Annotated in this window: 16 protein-coding genes and 2 pseudogenes; 17 read left to right on the top strand and 1 reads right to left on the bottom strand. The window is 71.0% G+C overall.

The window, feature by feature from the left end; translation table 11 throughout:
- Window positions 1-111 precede the first annotated feature (111 nt).
- From wrbA to AC061S_RS15740, 8 genes and pseudogenes are all read left to right on the top strand, one after another.
- Window positions 112-732 carry an NAD(P)H:quinone oxidoreductase gene (wrbA, locus tag AC061S_RS15775; RefSeq protein ID WP_478686572.1) on the top strand — a complete coding sequence of 207 codons (621 nt, stop codon included), beginning with the start codon at window positions 112-114 and terminating at the stop codon, window positions 730-732.
- Window positions 733-765: 33 nt separating this feature from the next.
- The gene (locus AC061S_RS15770; RefSeq protein WP_478686571.1) at window positions 766-2,280 is read left to right on the top strand and encodes a GMC family oxidoreductase; all 1,515 of its coding nucleotides are present in this window, start codon (window positions 766-768) and stop codon (window positions 2,278-2,280) included.
- 130 nt (window positions 2,281-2,410) lie between these two features.
- Window positions 2,411-3,523, top strand: coding sequence for an NAD(P)-dependent alcohol dehydrogenase (locus AC061S_RS15765; RefSeq protein WP_478686570.1), 1,113 nt, complete (start codon window positions 2,411-2,413; stop codon window positions 3,521-3,523).
- Window positions 3,520-3,990, top strand: a pseudogene (locus AC061S_RS15760) (alpha/beta hydrolase fold domain-containing protein); the annotation flags it as partial. The gene AC061S_RS15765 and the pseudogene AC061S_RS15760, both read left to right, overlap by 4 nt.
- Before the next feature lie 53 nt (window positions 3,991-4,043).
- The gene (locus tag AC061S_RS15755) at window positions 4,044-4,514 is read left to right on the top strand and encodes an alpha/beta hydrolase fold domain-containing protein (protein ID WP_478686569.1); all 471 of its coding nucleotides are present in this window, start codon (window positions 4,044-4,046) and stop codon (window positions 4,512-4,514) included.
- Window positions 4,515-4,642: 128 nt separating this feature from the next.
- Window positions 4,643-5,485, top strand: a complete 843-nt coding sequence (locus AC061S_RS15750) for an alpha/beta fold hydrolase (RefSeq protein WP_478686568.1) — start codon at window positions 4,643-4,645, stop codon at window positions 5,483-5,485.
- 166 nt (window positions 5,486-5,651) lie between these two features.
- On the top strand, window positions 5,652-6,257 hold the full coding sequence (gene def / locus AC061S_RS15745) for a peptide deformylase (RefSeq protein WP_478686567.1): 606 nt from the start codon (window positions 5,652-5,654) through the stop codon (window positions 6,255-6,257).
- A 217-nt stretch (window positions 6,258-6,474) separates the two neighbouring features.
- Window positions 6,475-7,149, top strand: a complete 675-nt coding sequence (locus tag AC061S_RS15740; protein WP_478686566.1) for a hypothetical protein — start codon at window positions 6,475-6,477, stop codon at window positions 7,147-7,149.
- A gap of 92 nt (window positions 7,150-7,241) precedes the next feature.
- Here AC061S_RS15740 and AC061S_RS15735 read toward each other — a convergent pair whose 3' ends face one another.
- Window positions 7,242-8,114 carry a catalase gene (locus AC061S_RS15735; RefSeq protein WP_478686565.1) on the bottom strand — a complete coding sequence of 291 codons (873 nt, stop codon included), beginning with the start codon at window positions 8,112-8,114 and terminating at the stop codon, window positions 7,242-7,244.
- An 84-nt stretch (window positions 8,115-8,198) separates the two neighbouring features.
- On the opposite strand from AC061S_RS15735, the gene AC061S_RS15730 reads away from it, so the two are divergent.
- The 9 genes and pseudogenes from AC061S_RS15730 to AC061S_RS15690 all read left to right on the top strand — a co-directional run bounded on the left by AC061S_RS15730 (window position 8,199) and on the right by AC061S_RS15690 (window position 23,683).
- A complete protein-coding gene (locus tag AC061S_RS15730) occupies window positions 8,199-10,955 on the top strand; it encodes a helix-turn-helix transcriptional regulator (RefSeq protein WP_478686564.1) in 2,757 nt (918 codons plus the stop codon).
- A gap of 89 nt (window positions 10,956-11,044) precedes the next feature.
- Window positions 11,045-12,568, top strand: coding sequence for a GMC family oxidoreductase (locus tag AC061S_RS15725; protein WP_478686563.1), 1,524 nt, complete (start codon window positions 11,045-11,047; stop codon window positions 12,566-12,568).
- 50 nt (window positions 12,569-12,618) lie between these two features.
- A complete protein-coding gene (locus tag AC061S_RS15720) occupies window positions 12,619-14,040 on the top strand; it encodes an aldehyde dehydrogenase family protein (protein ID WP_478686640.1) in 1,422 nt (473 codons plus the stop codon).
- A 13-nt stretch (window positions 14,041-14,053) separates the two neighbouring features.
- Window positions 14,054-14,638, top strand: coding sequence for an antibiotic biosynthesis monooxygenase (locus tag AC061S_RS15715; RefSeq protein WP_478686562.1), 585 nt, complete (start codon window positions 14,054-14,056; stop codon window positions 14,636-14,638).
- A gap of 15 nt (window positions 14,639-14,653) precedes the next feature.
- Window positions 14,654-15,802, top strand: a complete 1,149-nt coding sequence (locus AC061S_RS15710) for an NAD(P)-binding domain-containing protein (protein WP_478686561.1) — start codon at window positions 14,654-14,656, stop codon at window positions 15,800-15,802.
- 83 nt (window positions 15,803-15,885) lie between these two features.
- Window positions 15,886-16,980: an LLM class flavin-dependent oxidoreductase gene (locus AC061S_RS15705; RefSeq protein ID WP_478686639.1), complete on the top strand. Its 1,095-nt coding sequence runs from the start codon at window positions 15,886-15,888 to the stop codon at window positions 16,978-16,980.
- A gap of 35 nt (window positions 16,981-17,015) precedes the next feature.
- Window positions 17,016-17,636 (top strand): FMN reductase, encoded by a 621-nt coding sequence (locus AC061S_RS15700; protein WP_478686560.1) that lies wholly within the window; start codon window positions 17,016-17,018, stop codon window positions 17,634-17,636.
- 722 nt (window positions 17,637-18,358) lie between these two features.
- Window positions 18,359-18,642 (top strand): annotated as a pseudogene (locus tag AC061S_RS15695) (hypothetical protein).
- 229 nt (window positions 18,643-18,871) lie between these two features.
- Window positions 18,872-23,683 (top strand): amino acid adenylation domain-containing protein, encoded by a 4,812-nt coding sequence (locus tag AC061S_RS15690; RefSeq protein ID WP_478686559.1) that lies wholly within the window; start codon window positions 18,872-18,874, stop codon window positions 23,681-23,683.
- The last annotated feature ends 409 nt before the right edge of the window (window positions 23,684-24,092 follow it).

Here is a 24,092-nt window from a genome sequence, read left to right as displayed (position 1 = left end):
GTCAGTACGTAGAACGACCGTGCCGCGCGGCTTGTTCCCGCCCGGCCCTTTCCACATTCCCCCAGCAGGCCGTTTCCATTAACACCCATTCTTTATTCACGTAGGAATTAAATGAATCTTGACATCAATGTCGCGGTCATCTACTACTCGGCCACCGGCAACATTCACACGCTCGCCGAGGCCGCCGCCGGTACCGCAGAACAGCTCGGTGCGCGAGTGCGGCTGCGCAAGGTACGGGAATTGGCGCCGCAGCAGGCGATCGCGTCCAACAAGCAGTGGTCGGCTCACCACGCGGAGACCAGGCACGTCATCGAGGCCGCCGTCGACGACCTGGACTGGGCCGATGTGATCCTTCTGGGCAGTCCGACCCGTTTCGGTCTGCCGGCCGCCCAGTTGAAGCAGTTCATCGACACCGCGGGCGGGCTGTGGGCGCGAGGGGGCCTGGTCAACAAGGTCACCTCGTCCTTCACGTCGACCGGTTCGGCACACGGCGGCCAGGAGACCACCATCTTGGCGATGAACAACACCTTCTACCACTGGGGGTCGATCATCGTCGCGCCCGGCTACGCCGACCCCGTGCAGCACATATCCGGAAACCCGTACGGCACCAGCCACATCTCGGATAACGGGAAGATTCCGCCCGGCGAAACACACCTCGCCGCCATCGCATTCCAGACCCGACGCGCCGTCGAAATCGCGGCCGCCCTCAAAGTCGGCCTCGCCGCTTCCTGACCGCCAATTCTTCGGAGTGAACCTGTGGAAAAAATGAGTTACGACCACATAGTCGTCGGTGCCGGCTCGGCGGGTGCGGTGATTGCACGGCGGCTGGTGGACGCCGGTCGCAGCGTCCTGCTCCTGGAGGCCGGGCCGGTGGACGACACCGAGGCGATCCACGACCCGACGGGCTCCGTCCAGCTGTGGAACAGTCCCTGGGACTGGGCCTTCCAGACCGAGCCGCAGACGCACGCCGACGGACGGCGCCTGCCGTGGCCGCGCGGCAGGACGCTGGGCGGTTCCAGTTCCTTCAACGGCATGATCTACGTGCGTGGCGCGGCCGCGGACTACGACGTGTGGGCCTACCAGGGCGCGGCGGGCTGGTCCTGGAAGGACGTCGACCCGTACTTCCGCCGAATGGAGGACTTCGACGGCGGCGCCGCGGGCGGCCGCGGCGTGGGCGGCCCGCTGCACGTCCAACGCAACCCCGGCCCGGACGCCCTCGTCCGCGCGTGGGTGGAAGCCGGGCAGCAGTACGGCCTGCCGTACAACGAGGACTACAACAGCGGCGACCAGCTGGGCGTGAGCTACACCCAGCACACCATCAAGGATCACCGCCGGCAGTCCACCTGGGTCGCGTACGGGCGTGAGGTCCAGGACAACCCGCTGCTCACCGTCGTCACCGGCGCCCTGGTCACCCGCGTCATCGTGGAGGGCGAGCGCGCAGTCGGCGTCGCCTACCGGCTGGACGGGCAGGAGACCGTGGCCCGCAGCGCTGCCGACGTCGTACTGTCCGGCGGCGTCTTCGGAACCCCGCAGCTGCTGCTCCTGTCGGGCATCGGCCCGGCCGACCACCTGCGCTCGCACGGCCTGCGCGTCCGTGCCGACCTGCCCGGGGTCGGACAGAACCTGCAGGACCACTGGTCGGCGCCGCTGGTCTGGAAGTCCACGCAGCCGCTCCCCGCCTGGGCCGCGCAGGGTCTGGAGGCGCAGTACTTCGCCACCAGCCGGCCCGGTCTGGCCGCCCCGGACGTCCAGCCCCTCTTCCTATCGTTCGTCTACCCCGTGCCGGGCGCGGACCTGCCGGAGCACGGCTTCTCCGCGGTGGGCCAGTTGCTGCACCCCTTCAGCCGCGGCGAGGTACGGCTGCGCTCCACCGACCCGACCGCGCCGCTGATCCTGGACCCGAAGGTGTTCTCCGACCCGCGCGACCTGGAAACCCTGGTCGACAACCTGGAAGCTCTGCGCGACATCGCCGCGCAGAGCGCCCTCAAGGGGTGGAACGACGGCGAAGTCCTGCCCGGCGCGGGCACCGCGACCCGTGCCCAACTGCGCGACCACGTCCGCGCCACCGTCGTCTCCGGGCACCACCAGATCGGTACCGCCCGCATGGGCATGGACTCCATGGCCGTCGTCGACCCCGAACTGAAGGTGCACGGGATCGGCAACCTGCGCGTCGCCGACGCCTCGGTCATGCCCCACGAGACCAGCGGCAACACCAACGCCCCGAGCATCATGATCGGCGAGAAGGCCTCCGACCTCCTCCTCGGCCGCAGCGCCGTATAGCCGTCCCACCGCCACGGGTGGGTGGCGGGCGTGCTGCCCCGGCACGCGCACCCCACCCAGGCCCCGTCCTGCCCCTGCCGCGGGCCCGCTCCGCCGTCCAGCGGGGCCCACTACGAACGGAATGCACCACATGCCCACCTCAGTCACCGCCGCTGTCTCCCGCGCGGCCGACGAGGAGTTCCACCTCGAAACGCTGGAACTCGACGACCCACGCCCGGATGAGGTCCTGGTCCGCTACACGGCCGCCGGACTGTGCCACACCGACCTGGAGGCGGCCGCCGGCCGACTGCCCACCCCGCACCCGGCGGTCCTGGGCCACGAGGGCGCCGGCACCGTCGAGGCAGTCGGCTCGGCGGTCACCGGCTTCGCGCCGGGCGACCGCGTCGTACTCAGCCTGGATTCCTGCGGCAGCTGCCGCAACTGCCTGGCCGGACAGCCCGCTTACTGCCAGCACCACATCCCGCTCAACTTCGCCTCCTGCCGGTCGGACGGCTCGGTCGGTCTGCGGGACGCGGCCGGGCGGAGCGTCCACGACCACTTCTTCGGTCAGTCCTCCTTCGCCTCGCACGGCCTCGCCCATCCCCGAGGCCTGGTCAAGATCCCGGACGATCTGCCGTTGACCACGCTGGCACCCCTCGGCTGCGGCATCATCACCGGCGCCGGCGCCGTGCTCAATTCCCTCGCCGTGCGGGCGGGCAGCACCGTGGCGGTCTTCGGCCTGGGCACCGTAGGCCTGGCGGCCCTGATGGCCGCCTCCGCTTCCGGGGCGACCCGCATCATCGCGGTCGACCGTAAACCCCAACGCCTCACCTTCGCGAAGGAACTGGGCGCCACCGATGTGGTCGACGCAGCAGCCGTCGACACCGCCGAGGCCGTCATGGAACTGACGGAGGGACGCGGAGTGGATCACAGTGTCGAGTCCACCGGCGTCGTCCCCGTCATGAACACCGCCATCGGCGTCCTCGCTCCCCTCGGATCGGCGGCCGTTCTAGGAGTCGCCGGCCTCGACGCCGAGCTGAAGGCCAACGCCTTCGAATTGCTCAAAGGTCGCACCGTCACCGGATCCGTCATGGGCCATCAGGCCCCCGGCGTCCTCATCCCCCGCCTCCTGGACCTCCACCGCCAAGGCCGCTTCCCCCTGGACCGCCTCGTCACCACCTACCCGCTGGCCGACATCAACCACGCCATCGAGGACGTCAGGGCGGGCCACACCGTCAAGGCCGTCCTCACCCACGACTCATGAGTACCGACAGCTTCTCCGCGGTCGGTACCGCCGACTGGTCCGCCCACACCCGCCGTGCACTGGACCTGCACGCTGCGCATGGCGGGTCCGAGACCCTCCCCGCGTCCATCGAGGCGGCGCGCAACGACTCGGCCATCTTCGCCCTGGCCGGTCCCGCCCCCGCGACCGGCCCCGTCACCGAGCTCGTCCTGCCCGGTCCCGCAGGCCCCCTCCGTGCCCGGTCCTACCGGCCGCTCGGCGCCGGGGAGCCGGGCCCGCCCCTCCCAGGGATCGTCTACTTCCACGGCGGGGGGTTCGTCCTCGGCGGGCTCGACAGCCACCACAGCTGGGTTTCGGCCCTGTCCAACGCCACCGGACGGATCGTCGTGGCGGTCGACTACCGGCTCGCCCCCGAGCACCGCTTTCCCGCGGCCGCCCAGGACGCTCACGCCGCCCTCCGCCACATCGCCGAGCACGCACACGCCTCCGCCACATCGCCGAGCACGCACACGCCTTCGGCATCGACGCCGCACGCCTGTCCGTGGCCGGCGACAGCGCGGGCGCCAACCTCGCCGCGGGCGTCGCCCAACGGGCGGCCCGCGACGGGCTCCACCTGGAACACCAAGTCCTCGTCGTGCCCTGGCTGGTGCCCGCCGCACGGACGGCCAGCCGCGAGGAGTACGCAACCTGGTACGTGCTCACCGACGCGCTGCTCAGCTGGTTCCTGGACCACTACGCGTCACCCGGCGAGCACACCCAACCGCTGCTGGCCCCCGGACTCGCCCGCGCCCGCGACCTGACGGGAGTGGCACCGGCAACGGTGCTCACCGCGGGCCGAGACCCGCTGCGCGACGACGGCGAGACCTACGCCGCCCGACTGCACGACGCAGGTGTCGGTACCAGCCTGTACCGACTGGAAGGCGCCTTCCACCTCTTCAACCTCGCCGGCTCGGTCAACGCGGAAGTGATCGACGCGGCGCTCGGCATCATCGCCGGCCGCCTCGGCGGCTGACACCTCCGCCCCCAAGATCTGCGGAACCCGGCGCTCCGCACGGCCGGTCCCAGCGGGTGCACCCATGTGCACCCATGTGCACCCGCACGTCTCCACCTCAACGTCCCCACCCCTTACGGAGCAGTTCCATGACCCACTCGAAGACCCCGCGCCCCGCCGCCCTCCGTGTCACAGCGCTCGCCGCAGCGGCGACGCTGGGCCTACTCGCCCCCACCGCGGCGGCGGCACCCCAGGAGGGCACGGCGGCGCAGGCCGGCGCCAAGCCGACCGTTGTTCTCGTCCACGGCGCCTTCGCCGACGCCTCGGGCTGGAACGCCACCGTCACTCGCCTGCGCCTCGCCGGATATCCGGTGGTGGCCCTCGCCAACCCGCTGCGCGGCCTCGACTACGACGCTGCCTACATCACCAGCCGGCTCAAGACCCTCAAGGGGCCGAAGATCGTGGTCGGCCACTCCTACGGCGGCGCCGTCATCACCAATGCCGCCGCGGGCGTACCCGACGTCAAAGCACTCGTCTACATCGCCGCCTTCATCCCCGACCAGGACGAGGCACTCGGCGCGCTGATGGAGCAGCACCCGGACTCCACCATCCCGCCCCTGCCGAGGCAGACCTTCTCCTACACCCGGCCCGACTCGACCACCGGGACCGACGTCTTCCTCGACCCCGCGAAGTTCCGGTCGGCCTTCGCCGCCGACGTCCCCGCCGAGGAGGCCGCGCTCATGGCCGCCTCCCAGCGTCCCATCTCCGTCGAGGCTTTCGGCCAGCCCACCAAGCAGGCCGCTTGGAAGAACCTGCCCTCCTGGGCACTGGTCGCCACTCAAGACCAGGCCATCGGCGCGAACCTGGAACGCTTCATGGCCAAGCGGGCCGGTGCCCGGATCACCGAGGTCCGAGCTTCCCACGCCGTCATGGTGAGCAACCCTGACGCCGTGAGCCGCATCATCAAGCAGGCGGACCTGGCCACCCGCTGAGTCCACGGCCCCGGCCGCTGAACGGCAGTCCCGGCCTCAGCACCCCCGCCCCTCGCCCGGCATCCCCCTCACCTGGGGGACGCCGGGCGAGGGGCGCCCGCGCGCCCGTGCGAGAGCCCGTACGGGAACGCCAGCCACCACCGCCCGTATGGAAGGCCTTGCGCACATGCCCCAGACACCGCCCCACCGCCCCGTCGAGCGTCTTTTGCCCGCAGAGGCGGCAGGCGGGATCTGCCGCAAGATTACGGAGATCGGCAGCCCGCTACTCCACCAGCGCTGCGCCGACGTCACCGAGTTCGGCACCGCGGAACTGTCCCAGCTCCTCAAGGACATGTTCTTCACGATGCACGTGGCCCAAGGTGTCGGCCTCGCCGCCAACCAAACCGGTCTGGACTTGCGGCTGTTCGTCTACGACTGCCCCGGCGCGCGCGGCGAGCGCCACATCGGGCACATCCTCAATCCCGAGCTCCACGTCACCGGGGAGTACCAGGTCACCCGCAGCGAGGGGTGCCTGTCCGTCCCCGGCGCCGCCCGGGAGCTGACCCGTCCGGCGAGCGTCACCGTACGCGGCCAGGACTGGCGGGGGAAACCCGTCACCGTGTCCGGCACCGGCCTCTTCGCCCGTTGTCTCCAGCACGAGACCGACCACACCAACGGCACCCTGTACCTCGACCGGCTCATGCCCGAGAAGAGGGAGCGGTCCCTGTCGCAGATGCACGACAACCGTGCCGCCGTCAGGGCCGAGCGGGCCCGCTCTCTGGCCCGTTCGTGAACGGCGGTCCACCCGAGCCGCTTTCACCGGCCGTCGCCAACTCACCGAACGAGTCGGTTTCTCAACCGGCACCCGCCGGACGAAACGGAAATCGCAGTGCAGCAACCCGCCCGCCACACCACACCGAACCGCCCCCCGAACACTGGGGCCGACGTCGCGGCCGACAGCCCGGCCAAACCCGTTGAGCCGCCCGCTGCCCGGCCCTCTCGCACGGAGGGTGGGACGTTTCCGCGGCCTCGACCTCGCCTCTCCGGCCGCGTTCCTCACCGCGTTCACCGTCATCCACCTCATCGCTGTGTGGACACCCCTCGGTCAGGCAGCGGAGAACGCACTCGTGCGCGGCTACGCCGACGGTGCGCGGGTCTCCGCGATGGTCGAGTCCCGGGGCCTGCCGCCCCTCACGGACGCATGGGCGACCCTCATCGCGGGCACGGCCCTGATCGCCGTGGTCGCCGCGCTGCGCCGACGCCGGCGGGAGGGCTGCGCGGCCCTCGCGACGGTGATGGGCACGCTCGCCGTGACGGAGTTCCTCAGCAAGGTCGTCCTCGCCGCCGCCGGTGCCCCGTGGCCCGCGGTCATCGCGGGTGGTGTTCAGTCGCTCTACTGGCACCGGTCCAGCGACGTGCTCGACGCTACCCTCCTGGCTTGTGCCTGCTACGGCATCGCCGTCCGTCTCCTGAAACCCGCCGCTCGGCTGGAAGCCTCCCGGCCGCGCGCCCTGGTCCCGCTGGCCGTCGCCGCGGCCGGTGCGCTGCTGGCCGGCTCCCGCGACGACGCCCTGGGACGCCCGCTGGTGTTCGCCGCGGCAGCCTTCGCCTGCGCAGCCCTGATCTGGGCGGCCGTCTTTGCCATCCCGTCCACGGCCCGCGTGCCGCGCGCGAGGCGGCGGTGAGCGCGTCCTGGCCGCCGACACGGCGAAGGCCGGTGGAGATCCATGAGATCTCCACCGGCCACGGGGGAACGTCCGGGTCCGCCGGGGCGGCTCTAGGAGGCCCGACGCCGGCGCGCCGCCTCGTAGGCCGTGCTGCGGTCCTTCGACAGTTGGTCTTGCGGGGCCGTGATGCCCTGCGGCAGTCGCAGCGGGTCGAACGCCGGTTCCGTGGAGGGTGTCTGAGGCCGGGTGAGGGTGAGGGTGCCGAGCGGGATCGTCTGCGTGCCGGTCCACAGCCGGGTCGGGTCATGAAGCTCGTCCGCCGGGCCCGGGAGGTGGGCCGTCAGCTCGAAACCGGCCGGAAGACGGTCGGTGAGGTCCCGCGCGAGGTAGTCGCCCGGCATCGCCAGAGCCCGCGCCGGGTCCAGGGACGGCAGCGGGCGCAGCGGATGCAGGCTCAGCCGTGCCCAGCGGGTGGTGCCCGCCGCGTCCACCAGCCCGAAGGCGTGCACCGCGTGGTACGTCACTCCGGTGAAGCTCGTGGCGGGCCGGGCCTTCCCCGCGAAGCCCAGCGCGGTGGCGGCCTCCGGGTGGCTGCGCAGGAACGCGGGGAAAGCCTCCGGGTCGTCGGACCGGGTGGCGCGGAAGAAATCGATCAGGTCCGGTCCGGTCCGGACGAAGAAGACCGGCAGCGTGAAGGTGACGAGGTCCAGGTCCCCGACGCGGATCGCGAGGCCCTGGTCACCGGGGTCGCCGTCGTGCCCACCGGAGCCGCCCAGCGTGGTGGAGAAGCGGGCCGTCACCGGCGTGCGGGGTGCGGCGAAGACCGCCGCCGTGCTGATTCCTGCCGCATGGGGGGACGGCGTGAACTCACCTTCTACCCAGGTGCCACGGGCGTGCAGAAGCCGCTGCCCGGACTCCTCACCGGTGGCCGCGGCCAGTTGTTCCACGAGGTGAGTGCCTTCGGCCTGCGTATCGCTGTTCATGACAACGACCGTAGGGACAGGGCCCCGCCCAGCGCATCGGTCACCGTATCGGTCGCTGAGAAGCACACGAATGACGTTGCATGGATGATGTTGCACGGATGGCGAGAAATGATTCTTTTTGGTCGGGGTAAGGAACAGACGGAGCTCGACGGTGTCCTTCACGGGGCGCGGAAGGGCACGGGTTCGGCGTTGATGCTCTGGGGGGACCCGGGCATCGGGAAGACCGCGTTGCTGGAGTACGCGACCGCCGCCGCGGCCGACTTCACGGTACTGAGCTGCCGCGGCACACGGATGGAGTCCGGGCTGGCCTTCGCAGCGCTGCACGAGTTGCTCTGGCCGGCCGCGGACCGGATCGATGCGCTGCCCGCGCCTCAGGCGGCCGCGCTGCACGGGGCGCTCGGGCACAGCGGGGATGCGGCGGACCGCTTCCTCATCGGGGTGGCCACCCTCACGCTGCTCTCCGAACTCGCAGGCGAAAAACCGGTGCTCATCACCGTGGACAACGCGGATCTGCTCGACGAGCCGACCGCCGAGTGCCTGGCCTTCATCGTCCGCAGACTGCGCACCGAGCCAGTCGCGCTGCTGCTCACCGGGCACAGCGACCCCGCGGCCGACGGCCTCTGGGAGCTGCTGCCCGGCATGGAGGTTGCCCCGTTGTCGGACACCGATGCGGGTGATCTCGTACGTCATGACAGGCCTGGGGCGGATGCGGAGAGCGTGCACCGCGCGGGCCGGCTGGCCGCCGGAAATCCGCTGGCGCTTCGCGAGCTACCCTCCGTCGACGAGGCGGGCGGGGGGCCGGGGGAGAGCGTGGAGCGCATACCCGTCGGGCCCCGGCTGCGGCGCGCATTCGGCGCTCGTACCGCCCGGCTCTCTCCCCGCGCCCAGGCGGTGCTCCTGGTAACTGCGGCCGAGGACCGAGGGGACCACCACACGGTGCGCGCGGCGGCGACCGCGCTCGGGGCCGGCACAGCGGCCTGGGACGAGGCCTTGCGTTCCGGGCTGATCTTGGTCGCGGACGGACGGATACGGTTCCGCACGGCGCTGATCGCTGCCGTCGTGTACGAGGAAGCGTCGTTCACGCAGCGGCAGTCGGTGCACCGCGCACTGGCGCAGGCCCTGCACGGTGCGGACGGCAGCGATCTGCGGGCCTGGCATCTGGCGGCTGCGGCCGACACGGCCGACGAGGAGGTGGCCGCACTCCTCGAGCACAGCGCGCGAAACGGCTGGACTCGAGGGGGGTACGCGTCGGCGGCGCGGGCGCTGCGCCGGGCGGCCGAGCTGTCGCCCGTACCGGCGGACGCGGCACGGCGGCTCGCGCTGGGGGCGCTGGCCGCGTGGGGCGACGGGCAGGTGGGTACGGCACGGGAGCTGCTCGACCGGGCGGACCGGCTGTCGGACGGGGAGACGGTGGCTCGCGAGAGCGAAGGGCTGCGGGGAATCATCGAGTTCGCGCACGGGGACCAGGAGCGGGCGCACCGGCTGTTGCTGCACGCCACCCGGTCGGTGGCCGAGCCGGAGAAGGCCGTGCAGCTGGCGTGCCTGGCGGTACGGGCCGGCTGGTCCGGCGGGTCCGCCGAACGGCAGGCCGAGGCGCTGCACCGACTGGAGGAGCTGGCAGCCGACGCCGACTTCGCCGGAGCCGCGCTACTTCCCATGATCAAGCAGTGGTGGGGCAAGGGGCCCGGCACGGGCACGCTGCCCCCCGCGGACGAAGCCTTCGCCCGGCTGGGCAGCGCGTCCTGGCACCTGATCCCGCCCGCGCCGTTGGCCGTGGCGTGGGGTGTGGAGCAGCCGCTGGCCCGGGCATACCAACGCGAGCTGGAGGCGCTGCGCCGGACGGGAGCGGTCAGCCCCCTGATGCTGACCGTGCCGCAGACGGCGACGATCGACATCGTGCGCGGGCGGTGGACGGAGGCGACGGCCAACGCGGCGGACACGCTGCGGGTGGCCGAGGAGATCGGCGCCGACCACGCGGCCTCGCAGTGCCGCAACACCCTCGCCTGGCTCGCCGCCCTGCGGGGCGACGAGAGCACGGTCACCGAACTCACCGCCAGAACACTTGAGTTGTCGGTACCGCGCGGGGTGCGCGCGCTGACGGCCGCCGCCTACTGGAACCGAGGCATGGCGGCCCTGTTCGCTGGGCGCGCGCAGGAGGCCCTGGACGTTCTCGTACGGCTGGCCGAGCCCGGGCACCGGGCGGCGCACTCGACGTTCGCGCTGCTCGCGGCGGCCGACACGGTGGAGGCCGCGAGCAGCGCGGGCCGCCCCGAGGGGGGAGCGAGCGCGCTGAGGTGCCTGAAGGAGTGGGCTCAGGGCACCGGGGCGCCCTGGGCCGTGGCGGCGGCGCTGCGCAGCGAGGCGCTGCTGGCGGACGAGGGCGCGGAGGAGCTGTTCCTGGAGGCCCTGTCGGTTCCGGGCGCGGCGGATCATCCCTTCGCCCACGCGCGTACGCGACTCCTCTACGGCGAGTGGCTGCGGCGGGCCCGCCGGCGTACCGACGCCAGGGTCCAGCTGGCCGAGGCGGCGGAGGCCTTCCAGCGGCTCGGAGCAACCCCGTTGCTCGAACGGAGTCTGCACGAACAGGAGCTGACGGGCCAACGGCTGCGCCGCACCGAGTCATACGGCAACAGTGCGGAACCCCTCCTGACCCCGCAGGAGCTGCGGGTGGCCAAACTCGCCGCCGACGGCCTCACCAACCGTGAGGTGGCCGCCCAGCTCCTGATCAGTCCCCGGACGGTGGGCCACCACCTGTCCAACGTCTTCCCGAAGCTGGGAATCGTGGCGCGCGCGGAGCTGGCCCGGGTGGACTTCGACAACGGACTGCGGCTGGTCGGCTGACCTTTGGAACAGCGGCAGGCCGGTGACCTGGGCAATGACCCATACGGTGACCGATTCCAAGCCGGCCGGAACTTCCTAGCGTGGTCCCCATGAACAACGACCCCCAGCACGGAACCTCGTCCCTCCCCACCCTCGTCGTAGGGGGCGGCTCGGCCGGGGCCGTGCTCGCCGCCCGCCTCAGCGAGGACCCCGACCGCCAGGTACTGCTCCTGGAAGCGGGCCCGGCGTACGAGCCGGACGCGTACCCCGATCAGGTCTCGAGCAGCAGCGTCCTGGGCCGCTACACCGGCCACGACTGGGGCTACCTCTCGGAGCCCGGTCACATCGGCCACCCCGTCGCCGCCTACCGGGGCAAGGTCCTCGGCGGCAGCTCGGCCGTCAACGGCTCGGTCGCCGTCCGCGCCCTGCCCTCCGACTTCGCCCGCTGGTCAGAGCTCGGCCTGCGGGGCTGGTCGTACGAGGACCTCCTGCCCGCGTTCAAGGCGCTGGAGTCGACCAGGGCCGGCGACGACGACCTGCACGGCCGCACCGGCCCGCTCCCCATCGTCCAGCTCACCCGCGACGACATCAGCCCCATGGAGCGCGCCTTCGTGGACGCGGCCCTCGCGGACGGCATCCGCCCGGTGGACGACTTCAACGGCGCCGACCCGGAGGGCGTCGGCCCGTACCCGATGAATGTACGGGGCGGCCTGCGCGTCAACACCGCTATGGCCTACCTGACCGCGGCGGTCCGTACCCGGCCCAACCTGACCATCCGCGCCGAAGTCCTCGTCGACTGCGTGTCCTTCCGGAACGGGCGGGCCGCGGGTGTGATCCTCGCGGACGGCACCGAGATCCCCGCCGGTGAAGTGATCCTCAGCGCGGGCGCCTACGGCAGTGCAGCGATCCTGCTGCGGTCGGGCATCGGCCCGGCCGATGACCTCGAAGCCCTGGACATCCCGGTCGTCGCCGACCTGCCCGTCGGGCTGCGGCTCCAAGACCACCCCTTCTACTACAACGCGTACGCCGCCCTCCCCGACCGGGTGGGCGAGCAGACCCCGGTGATCGGCGCGAAGGTGTGGACCGCCAGCTCCGAGGCCGCCGAGGGCGAGCTGGACCTGCACATCACCGCCACCCACCTCTTCGACCACGCCACCAGCCCCACCGGTGTCGGCTTCGTCCTCGCGGTCGCGCTGGTGCACCCCGAGTCACAGGGCACCTTGACTCTGGTCAGCCGGGACCCGCAGGACGCGCCCCGCATCGACCTCAACTTCCTCGCCGAGCCGGGCGACCGCCGCCGCCTGATCGAGGGCATCAAGCTCGCCCGTCGGCTCGGTGCCACCCAGCCGCTGGCCGGACTGATCGAGCGTGAACTCAACCCGGGCCCTCAGGCACGGACCGACGCCGAGATAGAGGCCTCGATGCTCGCCACCCTGGACACCTACCACCACCCCACCTCCACCGCCCCGATGGGCGCGGACGACGACCCGACGGCCGTGACCGACCGGCTCGGCGCGGTGCGCGGGGTACCCGGACTGCGCGTGGTCGACGCCTCGATCTTCCCGGACGCCCCGTCGGCCGCCACCAACCTCACCGTCATCGCGGCAGCCGAGCACATCGCCCGCCAGATCTGACCCCCTCCCCGAACTCAGCCCCGCTTCCCACCACTTAAGGACTTACCGTGATGCAGCACGCCCGCAACTTCATCGACGGCCAGTGGGTCGACTCCGTCAAGAGGACCGAGTCGCTCAACCCGTCCACCGGCAAGGTCCTCGGCACCTTCGCCGACGCAGGAGCCGTGGAGGCGACGGCCGCGATCGCCGCCGCCCGCCGCGCCTTCGACACCACCGACTGGGCGCGTGACCGCAATCTGCGCGCCCGGGCACTGCTCGAGATGGCCGACCACCTGGAGGCGCGGCGCGACGAGTTCGTCACCCTGCTCGCCCGCGAGAACGGCAAGATCCTCGGTGAGGCGGCCTTCGAGATCGACCTCACCGTTCCCAAGCTGCGCTACTACGCCGCACTGGCCCTCAGCGACCACGGCAGCTCGGGCGAGGTCCGCCCCGGTCTGTACTCCATGACGCTCCGCGAGGGCGCGGGCGTCGCCGCCGTCATCGCACCGTGGAACTCCCCGGTCGTCCTGGCCGTCCGGTCCTTCGCCCCGGCCCTGGCCGCCGGCTGCACCGTCGCCATGAAGCTCCCGGGCCAGACCGGCCTGGTCAACGGTCTGCTCAGCGAACTGATCGCGCAGACCAAGAGCCTCCCGGCCGGCGTGATGAACATCTTCACCGAGTCGGGCAACGACGGCGCCCCGCTGCTCATCACCTCCCCGGACGTGGACGTCATCAGCTACACCGGCTCCACCGTGGTCGGCCGCACGATCGCGGCGAACGCCGCGCCCACGCTCAAGGCGCTCTCCCTGGAGCTCGGCGGCAAGAGCCCGATGATCGTCTTCGACGACGCGGACCTGGACCTCGCCGTACCGGTCCTCACCAAGGCCATCACCACCTTCACCGGCCAGTTCTGCATGACCGGCAGCCGCATCCTGGTCCAGAGCGGCATCGCGGACGAGTTCCGCCGCCGGATGACCGCCTCCCTGGAGGCCGTGAAGGTCGGTCCCGGCGACGATCCGGCCAGCGAGATGGGCCCGCTGATCGACGAGCGCAACGCCCGGCGCGTCGAGGGCGTCGTCGCGGACGCGGCCGCGTACGCGAAGCTGCTCGTCCAGGGCAAGCGGGACGGCGCGTTCCTGCACCCGTCGCTGATCGAGGTCGAGGACGTCGACTCGCCGATCGTGCAGCTGGAGGTGTTCGGCCCGGTCGCCACCTTCGAGGTCTTCGAGACCGAGGCCGAGGCGGTCGCCCGCGCCAATGCCACCGAGTTCGGCCTGGCCGCGTCGGTCTGGACCCGTGACGTCGACCGCCCGCTGCGCGTCGGGCGCGAGATCCAGGCCGGGACGGTGTGGACCAACACCTGGGCCATCGTCCACGACATGTTCGAGGAGGGCGGCTTCAAGCAGTCCGGCATGGGCCGGCTGAACGGGATGCGCGGTCTGGAGGAGTTCCAGGAGACCAAGCACTACGTCCACGCCGCGCCGCGTGCCTGACCAGGCGCACCTCGTGTCCGGCAGCTCTCGCGGTACCGTCCTCACCGGGCGCGCTGACGTGGCACTGATCGCGGCGCGTGTGGTCGAGCCGGGCCACGAGGAGACGTTCCAGCAGTGGGCGCGGGGCATTCTGGCCGCGGCCGCCGCCGCCCCCGGCAACCTGGGGGGCGGCCTCTTCCACCCGGCCGAGGACGGCGCTCCGTGGATCTTCGTACACCGCTTCCGCGACCACCGGGCGCTCCAGGGGTGGATCGACTCCCCACAGCGCGCCGAGTTCTTCGCGCCTCACGAGGGGCACCGTCACGCCGAGGTCGCGCGACGTGAACTGACCGGTCTGGAGGGCTGGTTCACCGATCCGGGCAGCGTGGCCGCCACCCCGCCGCGCTGGAAGACGGCGGTGAGTTCCGCCCTCGGGATCTTCCCGGTCTCCCTGCTCGGCAGCGCGCTCCTCACACCCCATCTGACGGCGTTGCCCCAGGTGGCACGGACGGCCGTCTTCGCCGCGCTGTTCAGCGTGCTGATGACGTACGTCGCGATGCCAGCCGTCACCCGGATCCTGCGCCGTTGGCTCAGCCCCGGCGCCCCCATCACCCAGTAGTAGAAGGAGACTTCCATGACCACGGCAACCACCGTGTCAACCAGCACGGCAACCACCACTGCCATCATCGGAACCGGAAACATCGGCGGTCGCCTGGCGGCCGATCTGGTCGCGGGCGGCGAGCGGGTGCTGCTCGCCGGCCGCGATCTCGAGAGCGCGACGTTCCTCGCCGACTCGCTGGGGGACCACGCGACGGCGGTGACGGTCGACGAGGCCGTCGAGAAGGCGGACGTGATCGTCCTCGCCGTCTGGCTCGACGCGGCGAAGGAGCTCCTCGCCCAGTACGGCGACAGGCTGTCGGGCAAGATCCTGGTGGATCCCTCCAACCCGATCGCCCCGGACGGCAACGGCGGATTCGTCAAGACGATCGGCGCCGAGGAATCCTCCGGCCTGCTCCTGGCCGGCCTCGCCCCCGCGGGCGCCACGCTCGTCAAGGCGTTCGGCACGCTCTCCGCCGACACCCTGGCCGCCGCGTCCCGCAGGACCCCGGAGCCCGCGGTCGGGTTCTACGCCGCAGACGACACGGCCGCGGGTGACGTGGTCGCTCGGCTGATCGCCTCGGCTGGCTTCGACCCCGTCCGGATCGGTGGCCTCGACCAGTCGATCCGCATCGAGGTCTTCGGCGATCTCCATGAGTTCGGCGCGCTGGGCAAGGCTGTGAACCGGACCGAGGCGCTCGCCATCCTCTCGCCCCTCACCACTGTGGACCGGTTCGAGATCTTCGAGCAGCTCGTACGTCACCAGCGCTACATAGACAACGACGCGAGCCGCGCATCCGCCGACAAGTACGTCGACCTCTACTGGCCGGAGGCCACGTTCACCGTCCACGACCTGCGAACGCAGACCTTCACCGGACCCGAGGGGCTCAAGAGCCTCTACGACTACGCGCACAGCGTGTTCCCGCTGGACAAGTGGTTCCACGACGTCGGCTGGTTCGAGATCGACGGCGTCGGCGACACGGCCGTCGTGTCCTGGCGCTGGCTCGTCCACTGGAAGGAAGGCAACCAGGGAGTGGTGTCCACGGGCACCTACCAAGACCGGTTCGAGCGGCGTGCGGGCGTATGGAAGGTGATCGACCGGGTCTCGGACATCGACCCCAACTGGCCCGCGGCGCTTTTCCAGCCGTACGTCGACCGACAGGACGAGCTGTTCGCCTCCTCCTGACCCCGGGAATTTAGCCGTGGGGTCCTCGGTTGACACGCATGATTCAAGATTCAACGAATGTAGGAGTGGGACGAATGAGCGGGATGCAGTTCGGCATCTTCACCGTGGGTGACCTGACCGAGGACCCCACGACCCGCAATACGGACACCGAGCACGACCGCATCAAGGCCATGACCACCATCGCCCTCCACGCGGAGCAGGCCGGCCTCGACGTGTTCGCCACCGGCGAGCACCACAACCCGCCGTTCGTCCCCTCCTCGCCGACCACGATGCTCGGGTGGATCGCCGCCAGGACCCAGAAGCTCCTGCTGTCGACGTCCACGACCCTGATCACCACCAACGACCCGGTGAAGATCGCCGAAGACTACGCGATGCTCCAGCACCTGGCCGACGGCCGCGTTGACCTCATGATGGGGCGCGGCAACACCGGACCGGTCTACCCCTGGTTCGGCAAGGACATCCGCGACGGCATCGACCTGGCGCTGGAGAACTACGAGCTGCTGCACCAGCTGTGGCGCCGGGACTCGGTGGACTGGGAAGGCAAGTTCCGTACACCGCTCCAGTCGTTCACCTCGACCCCGCGCCCGCTGGACGGAGTCGCTCCCTTCGTCTGGCACGGCTCGATCCGCTCCCCGCAGATCGCCGAACAGGCCGCGTTCTACGGAGACGGGTTCTTCCACAACAACATCTTCTGGCCCAAGGAGCACACCGAGAAGATGGTCCGGCTCTACCGCCGCCGCTACGCCCACTACGGCCACGGCACCGAGGAGCAGGCGATCGTCGGCCTGGGCGGTCACGTGTTCATGCGCGCCAACAGCCAGGACGCCGTACGCGAGTTCCGCCCGTACTTCGACCGGGCCCCGGTCTACGGAAACGGCCCGTCGCTCGAGGACTTCTCGCGCGAAACGCCGCTCACGGTCGGCTCGCCCCAGCAGGTCATCGAGCGGACGCTGTCGTTCCGTGAGTACGCGGGTGACTACCAGCGCCAGCTCTTCCTCGTGGACCACGCCGGTCTGCCGCTGAAGACCGTACTGGAGCAGATCGACCTCCTCGGTGAGCAGGTCGTACCGGTCCTGCGCAAGGAGTTCGCGATCGGCCGGCCCGCCGGCGTCCCGGACGCGCCCACGCACGCCGCCCTCGTCGCGGCGCGCGACGCCAAGACACCCGCCACGCCCTGATCACCCACCCCTCGCCCCAGGAAAGCGGACCCATCATGAGCACGCTGCGACTGGTCGCGGTCACCGCCGGCTTGAGCCGGCCCTCCTCGACCCGCCTGCTGACCGACCGCCTGGCCGACTCGGCGAAAAGACTCCTCGCAGACCGCGGTGTGACGGCGGAGGTGGAGACGGTCGAACTTCGGGACCTCGCCGTCGACATCGCCACGGCCATGACCACCGGCTTCCCCGTCGGACGACTTCGGGACGCCCTGGACGCGGTCGCCCGGGCCGACGGTCTGATAGCCGTGACGCCGGTCTTCACCGCGTCCTACAGCGGGCTGTTCAAGTCGTTCTTCGACATCCTCGACAAGGAGGCCCTGACCGGGACGCCCGTCGTCATCGCCGCGACCGGCGGCACCGCCCGGCACTCCCTCGCCCTGGAACACGCGCTGCGCCCCCTGTTCGCCTACCTGCGCGCGTTCGTCGTCCCGACCGCCGTCTACGCCGCTTCCGAGGACTGGGGCAACACCGGCGGCCTCGTGCCCCGGATCGAGCGCGCCGCAGGGGAGCTCGCCGACCAGCTCTCCGGGGGCCACGGGCACAAACGCGCAACGGCCGACGAGTTCGAGGACGTCACGCCCTTCAAAGAGAGGCTGGCAAGCCTGCACAGGCGGTAATGCCACCAATCCGCCCCTCACTGCCGAATACGGACTGCCCACCCGGCAACCCGCGCCACCGGTGCGAGCTGCCGGACGGCCCGGATGAGACCTGGTGCACGGGATCGCGCAGATCTCGAACAAGGAAGCCAGCCGTGATGGGCCGGCACGCCCGCACTGGGTCCGGCCAATGCCGCCAACACACTCAGCGACAACCCGGAGTCGCTACACAAAGTGACTGTCAGGAGAGCTCGGCTATCGCGCCGCCAAGGCTGGCCTCCAGCCATCCACCGCATGCAGAAGCCGCCTCCCCGACCGGGCAAACGGCCCAGTCCAGGAGGCGGCTTCAGGCTACTGACGCCCACTCAGGAAATGCGTCCGGCGAGCGTCAAATGAGCGTCACGAGCGTCCTTTCAGCGTCAAGATATCGCCCGTAACGCTCACAACGCACATAATGCGCACCGAAAAACCTGCAGGTCAGGCGCCCTTCGCCACCGGCTCCAGGATCGCCACGCACTCCACGTGGTGGGTCATCGCAAACATGTCAACAGAAAACATGTTAAGGAAAACCGCAGGCCAGCAGCTTGTTCGACACGAATCGGACTCAAAATCAACGTGCATTACGGGCACTATGGGCGCTACGTGCAACATCTCGACGCACGCAGCAGGCCTCCGCAGGGACTCCGAGGCAGACCGCAGGCAAGAATCTCGCCGCATGGCATTCGAAAAGCCATACCCGTGTCATGGCTGATGACGAAACCAGCTTCCCTCCCGGCGACGGCCCCACAAGCGCATCTCCGTCTCGCTCACGGCCGGCACGCTGCAAGCGATCCGTGAGCGGGTCGGCAAGCTGGGTGTCTCCGCGTACCTGGAGAAGGCCGCGCAACGGCAAACCGAGCGGGGCAATCTGGACGAGCTGATCGCCGACTTCGACAAGACTCACGGCCCCGCCGACCCGGAAGTCGTCGCCGCCAAGCGGGACAAGCTCACCGACGGCTCCTTCTCCGATGCCGGGGCGGCCGCGTGAGCAGCGCGCTCCTCCTGGAACCCTGCGGAGCCTGTCACCTCGCCCACGGGCCTGTACTGGCTGGGTGGGGAGGGCAGGGAGGTGAAGGCCAGCTCGCAGGTGGGGCAGACTGTCGCCGGGCCGCGCCGGCCAGCCGTTGGCAGGTCCCGGCCGCGGGTGGGCGGGTGAGAAGGGCGGGGCTGCCGTGGGGGGCGTATTCGGTGGTATCGGGGCGCGGGTTGGTGTGGGGGTGCCGCTGAATCTGGTGGCGATGTTCGAAGCCGCGGCGGAGCGTTGTCCGGACCGTGAGGTCCTGGTGTGCGGGGAGCGCCGGGCGACGTTCTGCGAACTCGATGACCGTGCCGAGCGGCTGGCCGGTCATTTCCTCTCGGTGGGTCTGCGCGAGGGGGACCACATCGGGATCTTCGCGGCGGGCTCGGTCGAGTGGGTTGAGGCGTACCTGGCTGCGTTGAAGATCCGCGCGGTGCCCATCGCGGTGAAGCAGCACTATCGCGGTGAACGGCTGGAGCGGCTGCTCGACTTCATGGACATCGCGTGGCTGGTCGTGGAGGACGGGCTCGTTCCCGCCGTCACGGAAACATCCCGCTTCGCGGCCATCGGAGGGTTCACCGTCCTGGGCGCACCGCGGTGCGGCGGTCAGGGCGTGCCGCTGCTGTCGGCAGCCGGAGTACGTGCGGTCAGCTACCTGGACGCGGTCGCCCGGCGGGCGTCCGCGCGTGTGGAGACGGTGCGAAGCGGCGGGGACTGGTGCGTGGTGTTGTCGGGAGGGACCACCGGTGATCCGAAGGCGGCGATCTGGCGGCAGGACGACCGGATCGCCAACCTCGTGGGTTCCAGCGCGCTGACCGCTGTCGGGATGGCGGACTCGGCCGAAGGGCTGCTGGAGCGCCTGTCGGGGCCCGTCATGACGCAATGTCAGGCGATTCCCATGTGCCACGGCGCGGCAGGCCCGAACCTGCTGACCGAGATGGCGATGGGTGTGCGGTTCGTCCTGCCCACCGATGGAGGGGACGCGGCCGCGGTGCTGCATCTGGCCCAGGCGGAGGGGGCTCAGGTGTTGACCGTCGGCGGCGACGGCATGGCGGCCGCAACTCTCGACGCTCTCGCCGAGTTCGAGTACGACCTGAGCCGCCTGCTGGTTTTGGTCTCCACGGGAGCGATGCTCTCGCCCGGTCTCAAGGAGCGGCTTTCGCAGGCCCTGCGGCACGTCACCATCGTCGACGTGATCGGTGCCACGGACATGGGCATGGCCGGCAGCGAGGTCTACCAGCCCACCGCCCATCCCGTCGGGGCCGGGGGGTCGGCGGTCGGTGTCCGGATCATTCCCTTGCCGGACGTGGCGGTCCTGGACGCGGCAGGCCGGCCCTGTCAGCCGGGGTCGGGTGAGGTGGGATACCTCGCCAAGGCGGGACGCAGTCCGCTCTCCTTCTACCGGCGGCCCGATCTGTCCGAGACGGTGTTCCTCACACGCGGCGGACGGCGCTGGGCGGTCACTGGGGACCGGGCCGTCGCCGAGGCCGATGGCACGATCAGCGTCGTGGGGCGCCAGGCCAATCTCATCCAGGACGGACCCCGGCCGCTGTTCGCCGAGGAAATCGAGCGCATCGTCAAGACCCGCAGCGAGGTGGCCGACGCCCTCGTCCTTCCCCCCTCCACGGCTGAAGACCAGGAGCGCCCGCCAGTCCTGCTGATCGCAGCGGCGCCGGGCAACGCCGCCCCGACGGCCCCCTCCCTGCGCCGGCAACTGGCCGAGTCGCTCCCGCATCTGTCGACCGACCTGGAGATACGGTGGACAGGCGCACTTCATCGCACGCCCGAGGGGAAGCCGGACTACGCGTGGGCGCGCGCCGTCGTGGAAGCGGGGGCGACGGCATCCAGTACGTTCCGCACAGCACCGTCCTCCACATCCCCGACGTCCCGCGCCCCCCTGACGTCCGCGACCCCGTCAACGGTCCTGGCCCGCTTCGAGGAATGGGCGCTGCGGACGCCGCAGGCCGTGGCCGTGGCGTACGGGCAGGAGCAGCTGACCTACCGGGAACTCGACGCGCGGGCAGAGGAGCTCGCGGCGCGGCTGAAGGCGCGGGGTGTGGGGGCGGAGCACGTGGTCGGGGTGTGCGTCGGCCGGTCGGTGCGCCTGGCCGTGGCCATCTTTGGCGTGTGGAAGGCAGGCGGAGCGTACCTTCCCCTGGACCCGGACCATCCGGACCGGCGGCTGGAGTTGATGCTCGCCGACGCCCGGCCCACCATCATCGTCACCGACCCGGTCACCTTCACCCGCCTCGAGGCGCTCCCGGACAGCACCCAGCGCCTCCTTCTCTTGGACGACACCCGGCACCTGGCCGAACCTGGTCAAGCAGGCGCGGGGAGCCCGAGGCATTCCGAAGGCGCTGTAGCGGCTCGGGGCAGCCGGCCGGATACGGCCGGCGCACGGCTCGCGTACGCCCTCTACACGTCCGGCTCCACCGGCCGGCCCAAGGCCGTCGCCGTCACCCAAGGCGCCCTGGCCGCCTACCTGGCGGGCCTGTCCGTCCGCCTCCGGATTCCGGACGGTGCCCGCTACGCGCTCTCGCAGTCCTTGTCGTTCGACTTCGCCCTGACCATGTTCTGTACCGCGCTCGCCACCGGCGGCTCGCTCCGCTTCCTGCCACCGCACATCTCCGGTCCGGAGCTCGCCGAGCAGCTGACCCATGAGCCGGTCGACTACCTCAAGTTCACCCCCTCCCATCTGCAAGCACTCAGTACGGGCACCCCTGTAGCCGCACTGCTGCCGAGGCGTGCGCTCGTCCTCGGTGGCGAGCCCTCCGTTCAGAGGTGGGCGGCCGAGCTGGCAGGCGCCGGGCACTGCGATGTCTTCAACCATTACGGGCCCACTGAGACAACGGTCGGTGCCCTCGTCCACGAGGTGTCCGCGCACGGTGGTGGCGGCGCCACTCCGGCCGGGTCCCCGTTGGGCACGATGCGCGCGTACGTCCTGGACGAGAACCTGGTCCGTGTCCCGGCCGGACAGAGCGGCGAGCTGTACCTGGCCGGCCCCCAGCTGGCCCGCGGCTACCTCAACCGGCCCGCCCTCACCGCCCAGCGCTTCCTCCCCGATCCCTTCGGCCCGAGCGGCGAGCGCATGTACCGCACGGGAGACCTCGCGCGGCTGCGGCCCGACGGGAACATCGACTACCTCGGCCGCGCCGACCACCAAGTCAAGATCCGCGGCCACCGCATCGAACCCGGCGAGATCGAGGCCGCCCTCACCACCCACGCCGGCGTCCGCCAGGCCGTGGTCGTCGCCCGCGAAGACACCCCTGGCAACCCCCGCCTGGTCGCCTACCACGTCCCCCGCAACGAACCCGTTCCCGCAGCGGAACTCCGTGCGCACCTGCGGCAGATCCTGCCCGAGCACCTCATCCCGAGCGCGTACGTCCCGCTCGATGCCCTCCCCCTGACCCCCAACGCGAAACTCGACCGAAACGCCCTGCCCGCCCCCGGCACCTTCCCCGCCCCCCGGCCCGAGGCCGGTCGCCTTCGGGGACCGCTGCCGAGCGGGCCGGCGCGTGAACTGGTGCGGATCTGGAGCGAGATCCTGGGCGTAGAGCACCTCGGCGTCCACGACAGCTTCTTCGACGCCGGCGGCCACTCCCTCCAGGCCATCCAGGTCGTGACCCGCTCCGCCACCGCACTGGGCCTGCCCGTCCCGCTGCGTATCCTGTTCACCCATCCCACGATCGCCTCCCTCATCGCGGAAGCCGGCCAGCTCCGTTCAGGCGACGCAGCGGCTGGTTCGGGCACCTCGTATCCGGCAGCCCCAAAGGGGTCCTACGCCGGCCGGCCGCCGGTGCGACGGGCTACCCGCGGCGGGGACTGCGTGATCGAGGAAGGCAGCCTGGACCCCCTCACGACCGCCCGGACCCCACGCCCTCTCGACGCCGCCGCCCTCACCTGCCTCTCACCCGACCTGGCACGCGCCCTGCAGGAGCGCGGGATCAGCCGCCAACGCTGGGTCGAGGACTTCCACAACAGCCGCAGCACCCTCGACGCGATCATCGACACGCCCTGGGGCAGGACCGGCACCATCCGCCTCCCCCTCTTCAACGAGGACCTCCACGAAGATCCCGCCCGCACCATCCGCCTGTGCCTGGACGGCATCGAACTGGCGCGGCGGCACGGAGCCCGCGCCGTGTCCCTGACCGGACTGATCCCCTCCGCCACCGGCTACGGCCGCCACCTGACCGACCAACTCGCCGACCACACCGACGCACCCCGCATCACCACCGGCCACGGCGCGACCGCCGCCGCCGTCGTCCTCAACACCGCACGCCTCCTGGCCCTCACCAGCCGCCACCTCGACGGCCAGAAGACCGCCTTCGTCGGTCTCGGCTCCGTCGGCCTGGCCACCCTCGACCTGATGCTCCGCGTCCTGCCCCACCCGCGAGAACTGATCCTCGCCGACGTCTACGGCAAACGGTCCGAACTCGACGCCCTGCGCGACCGGATCCTGCGAGAGCACGCGTTCCGCGGCCCGGTCCGCGTCTGCGCGACCGCCGGACACATGGCCCCCAAGGTGTACGAAGCCGGCCTGCTCATCGGCGCCACCAGCGCGCCCGACGTCGTCGACGTCGACCGCCTGCTGCCCGGCACCCTGATCGTGGACGACTCTGCCCCGCACTGCTTCGCACCCGCGCGGGCGGGCGAACGCTTCCGGAGCTCCGGAGACATCATCTGTACCGAGGGCGGCTTCCTCGCCGCTCCCGCCCCGCTGCCCCGCATCGTCCACTGGCCCCAAGCCGCCGAAGGAACCCTCGGTGGACAGGGCCGGCCCTGGCTCCTGTCTGGGGATCCCCGGGAGATCACGGGCTGCATCCTCGCTGGACTGATGCTCGCCATCGATCCGCACCTGCCGGACACCGTCGGCCCGGTCACCGCCGAAGACGGCCTCGCCCACTACCGGGCCCTGCAGACGATGGGGCTGGCCGCGGCCCCACCCCAATGCGACGACCAGCGCTTCACCCATACCGACATCGAACGCTTCATCGCGAACTCCGGCTCGTGAACGGTACTTCCGGTCGTCATACGCGTAGCCAACGTGCTCCGCGCCAAAAGCGCCGGCATTCCCGGCCACCCCGGTGGGGTGCCGGCGGACTTACGTCTTGTCGCCCCTGACAGGATGTCGGCACATTCCCGCAGGCAGGCGCCCTGACCGCCACCGCCGTACCCGGCCTGGCCAGCTGCATCGACTACACCGTCACCTCACCAATGATGGCCCCCGCCGCCACCTCGGCCACCGTCACCGCCTCGATGGGCGCCACTACCCCGGACTGCACCGTCGCCACTGGAACAGTCATCTGCACAACCGGCAGCCTGACCAGGGAAGGGTCCGCCGCTCCCGGCGCGTGGCAGAGGTAGGGCGGGGACCTGCATGGGATCTCCGGGCGTGGACAGTGAGCGATCGTTCCCATGCT

Source organism: Streptomyces sp. CA189, assembly GCF_056428985.1.
This window is presented reverse-complemented; position numbering and strand designations above follow the sequence as displayed.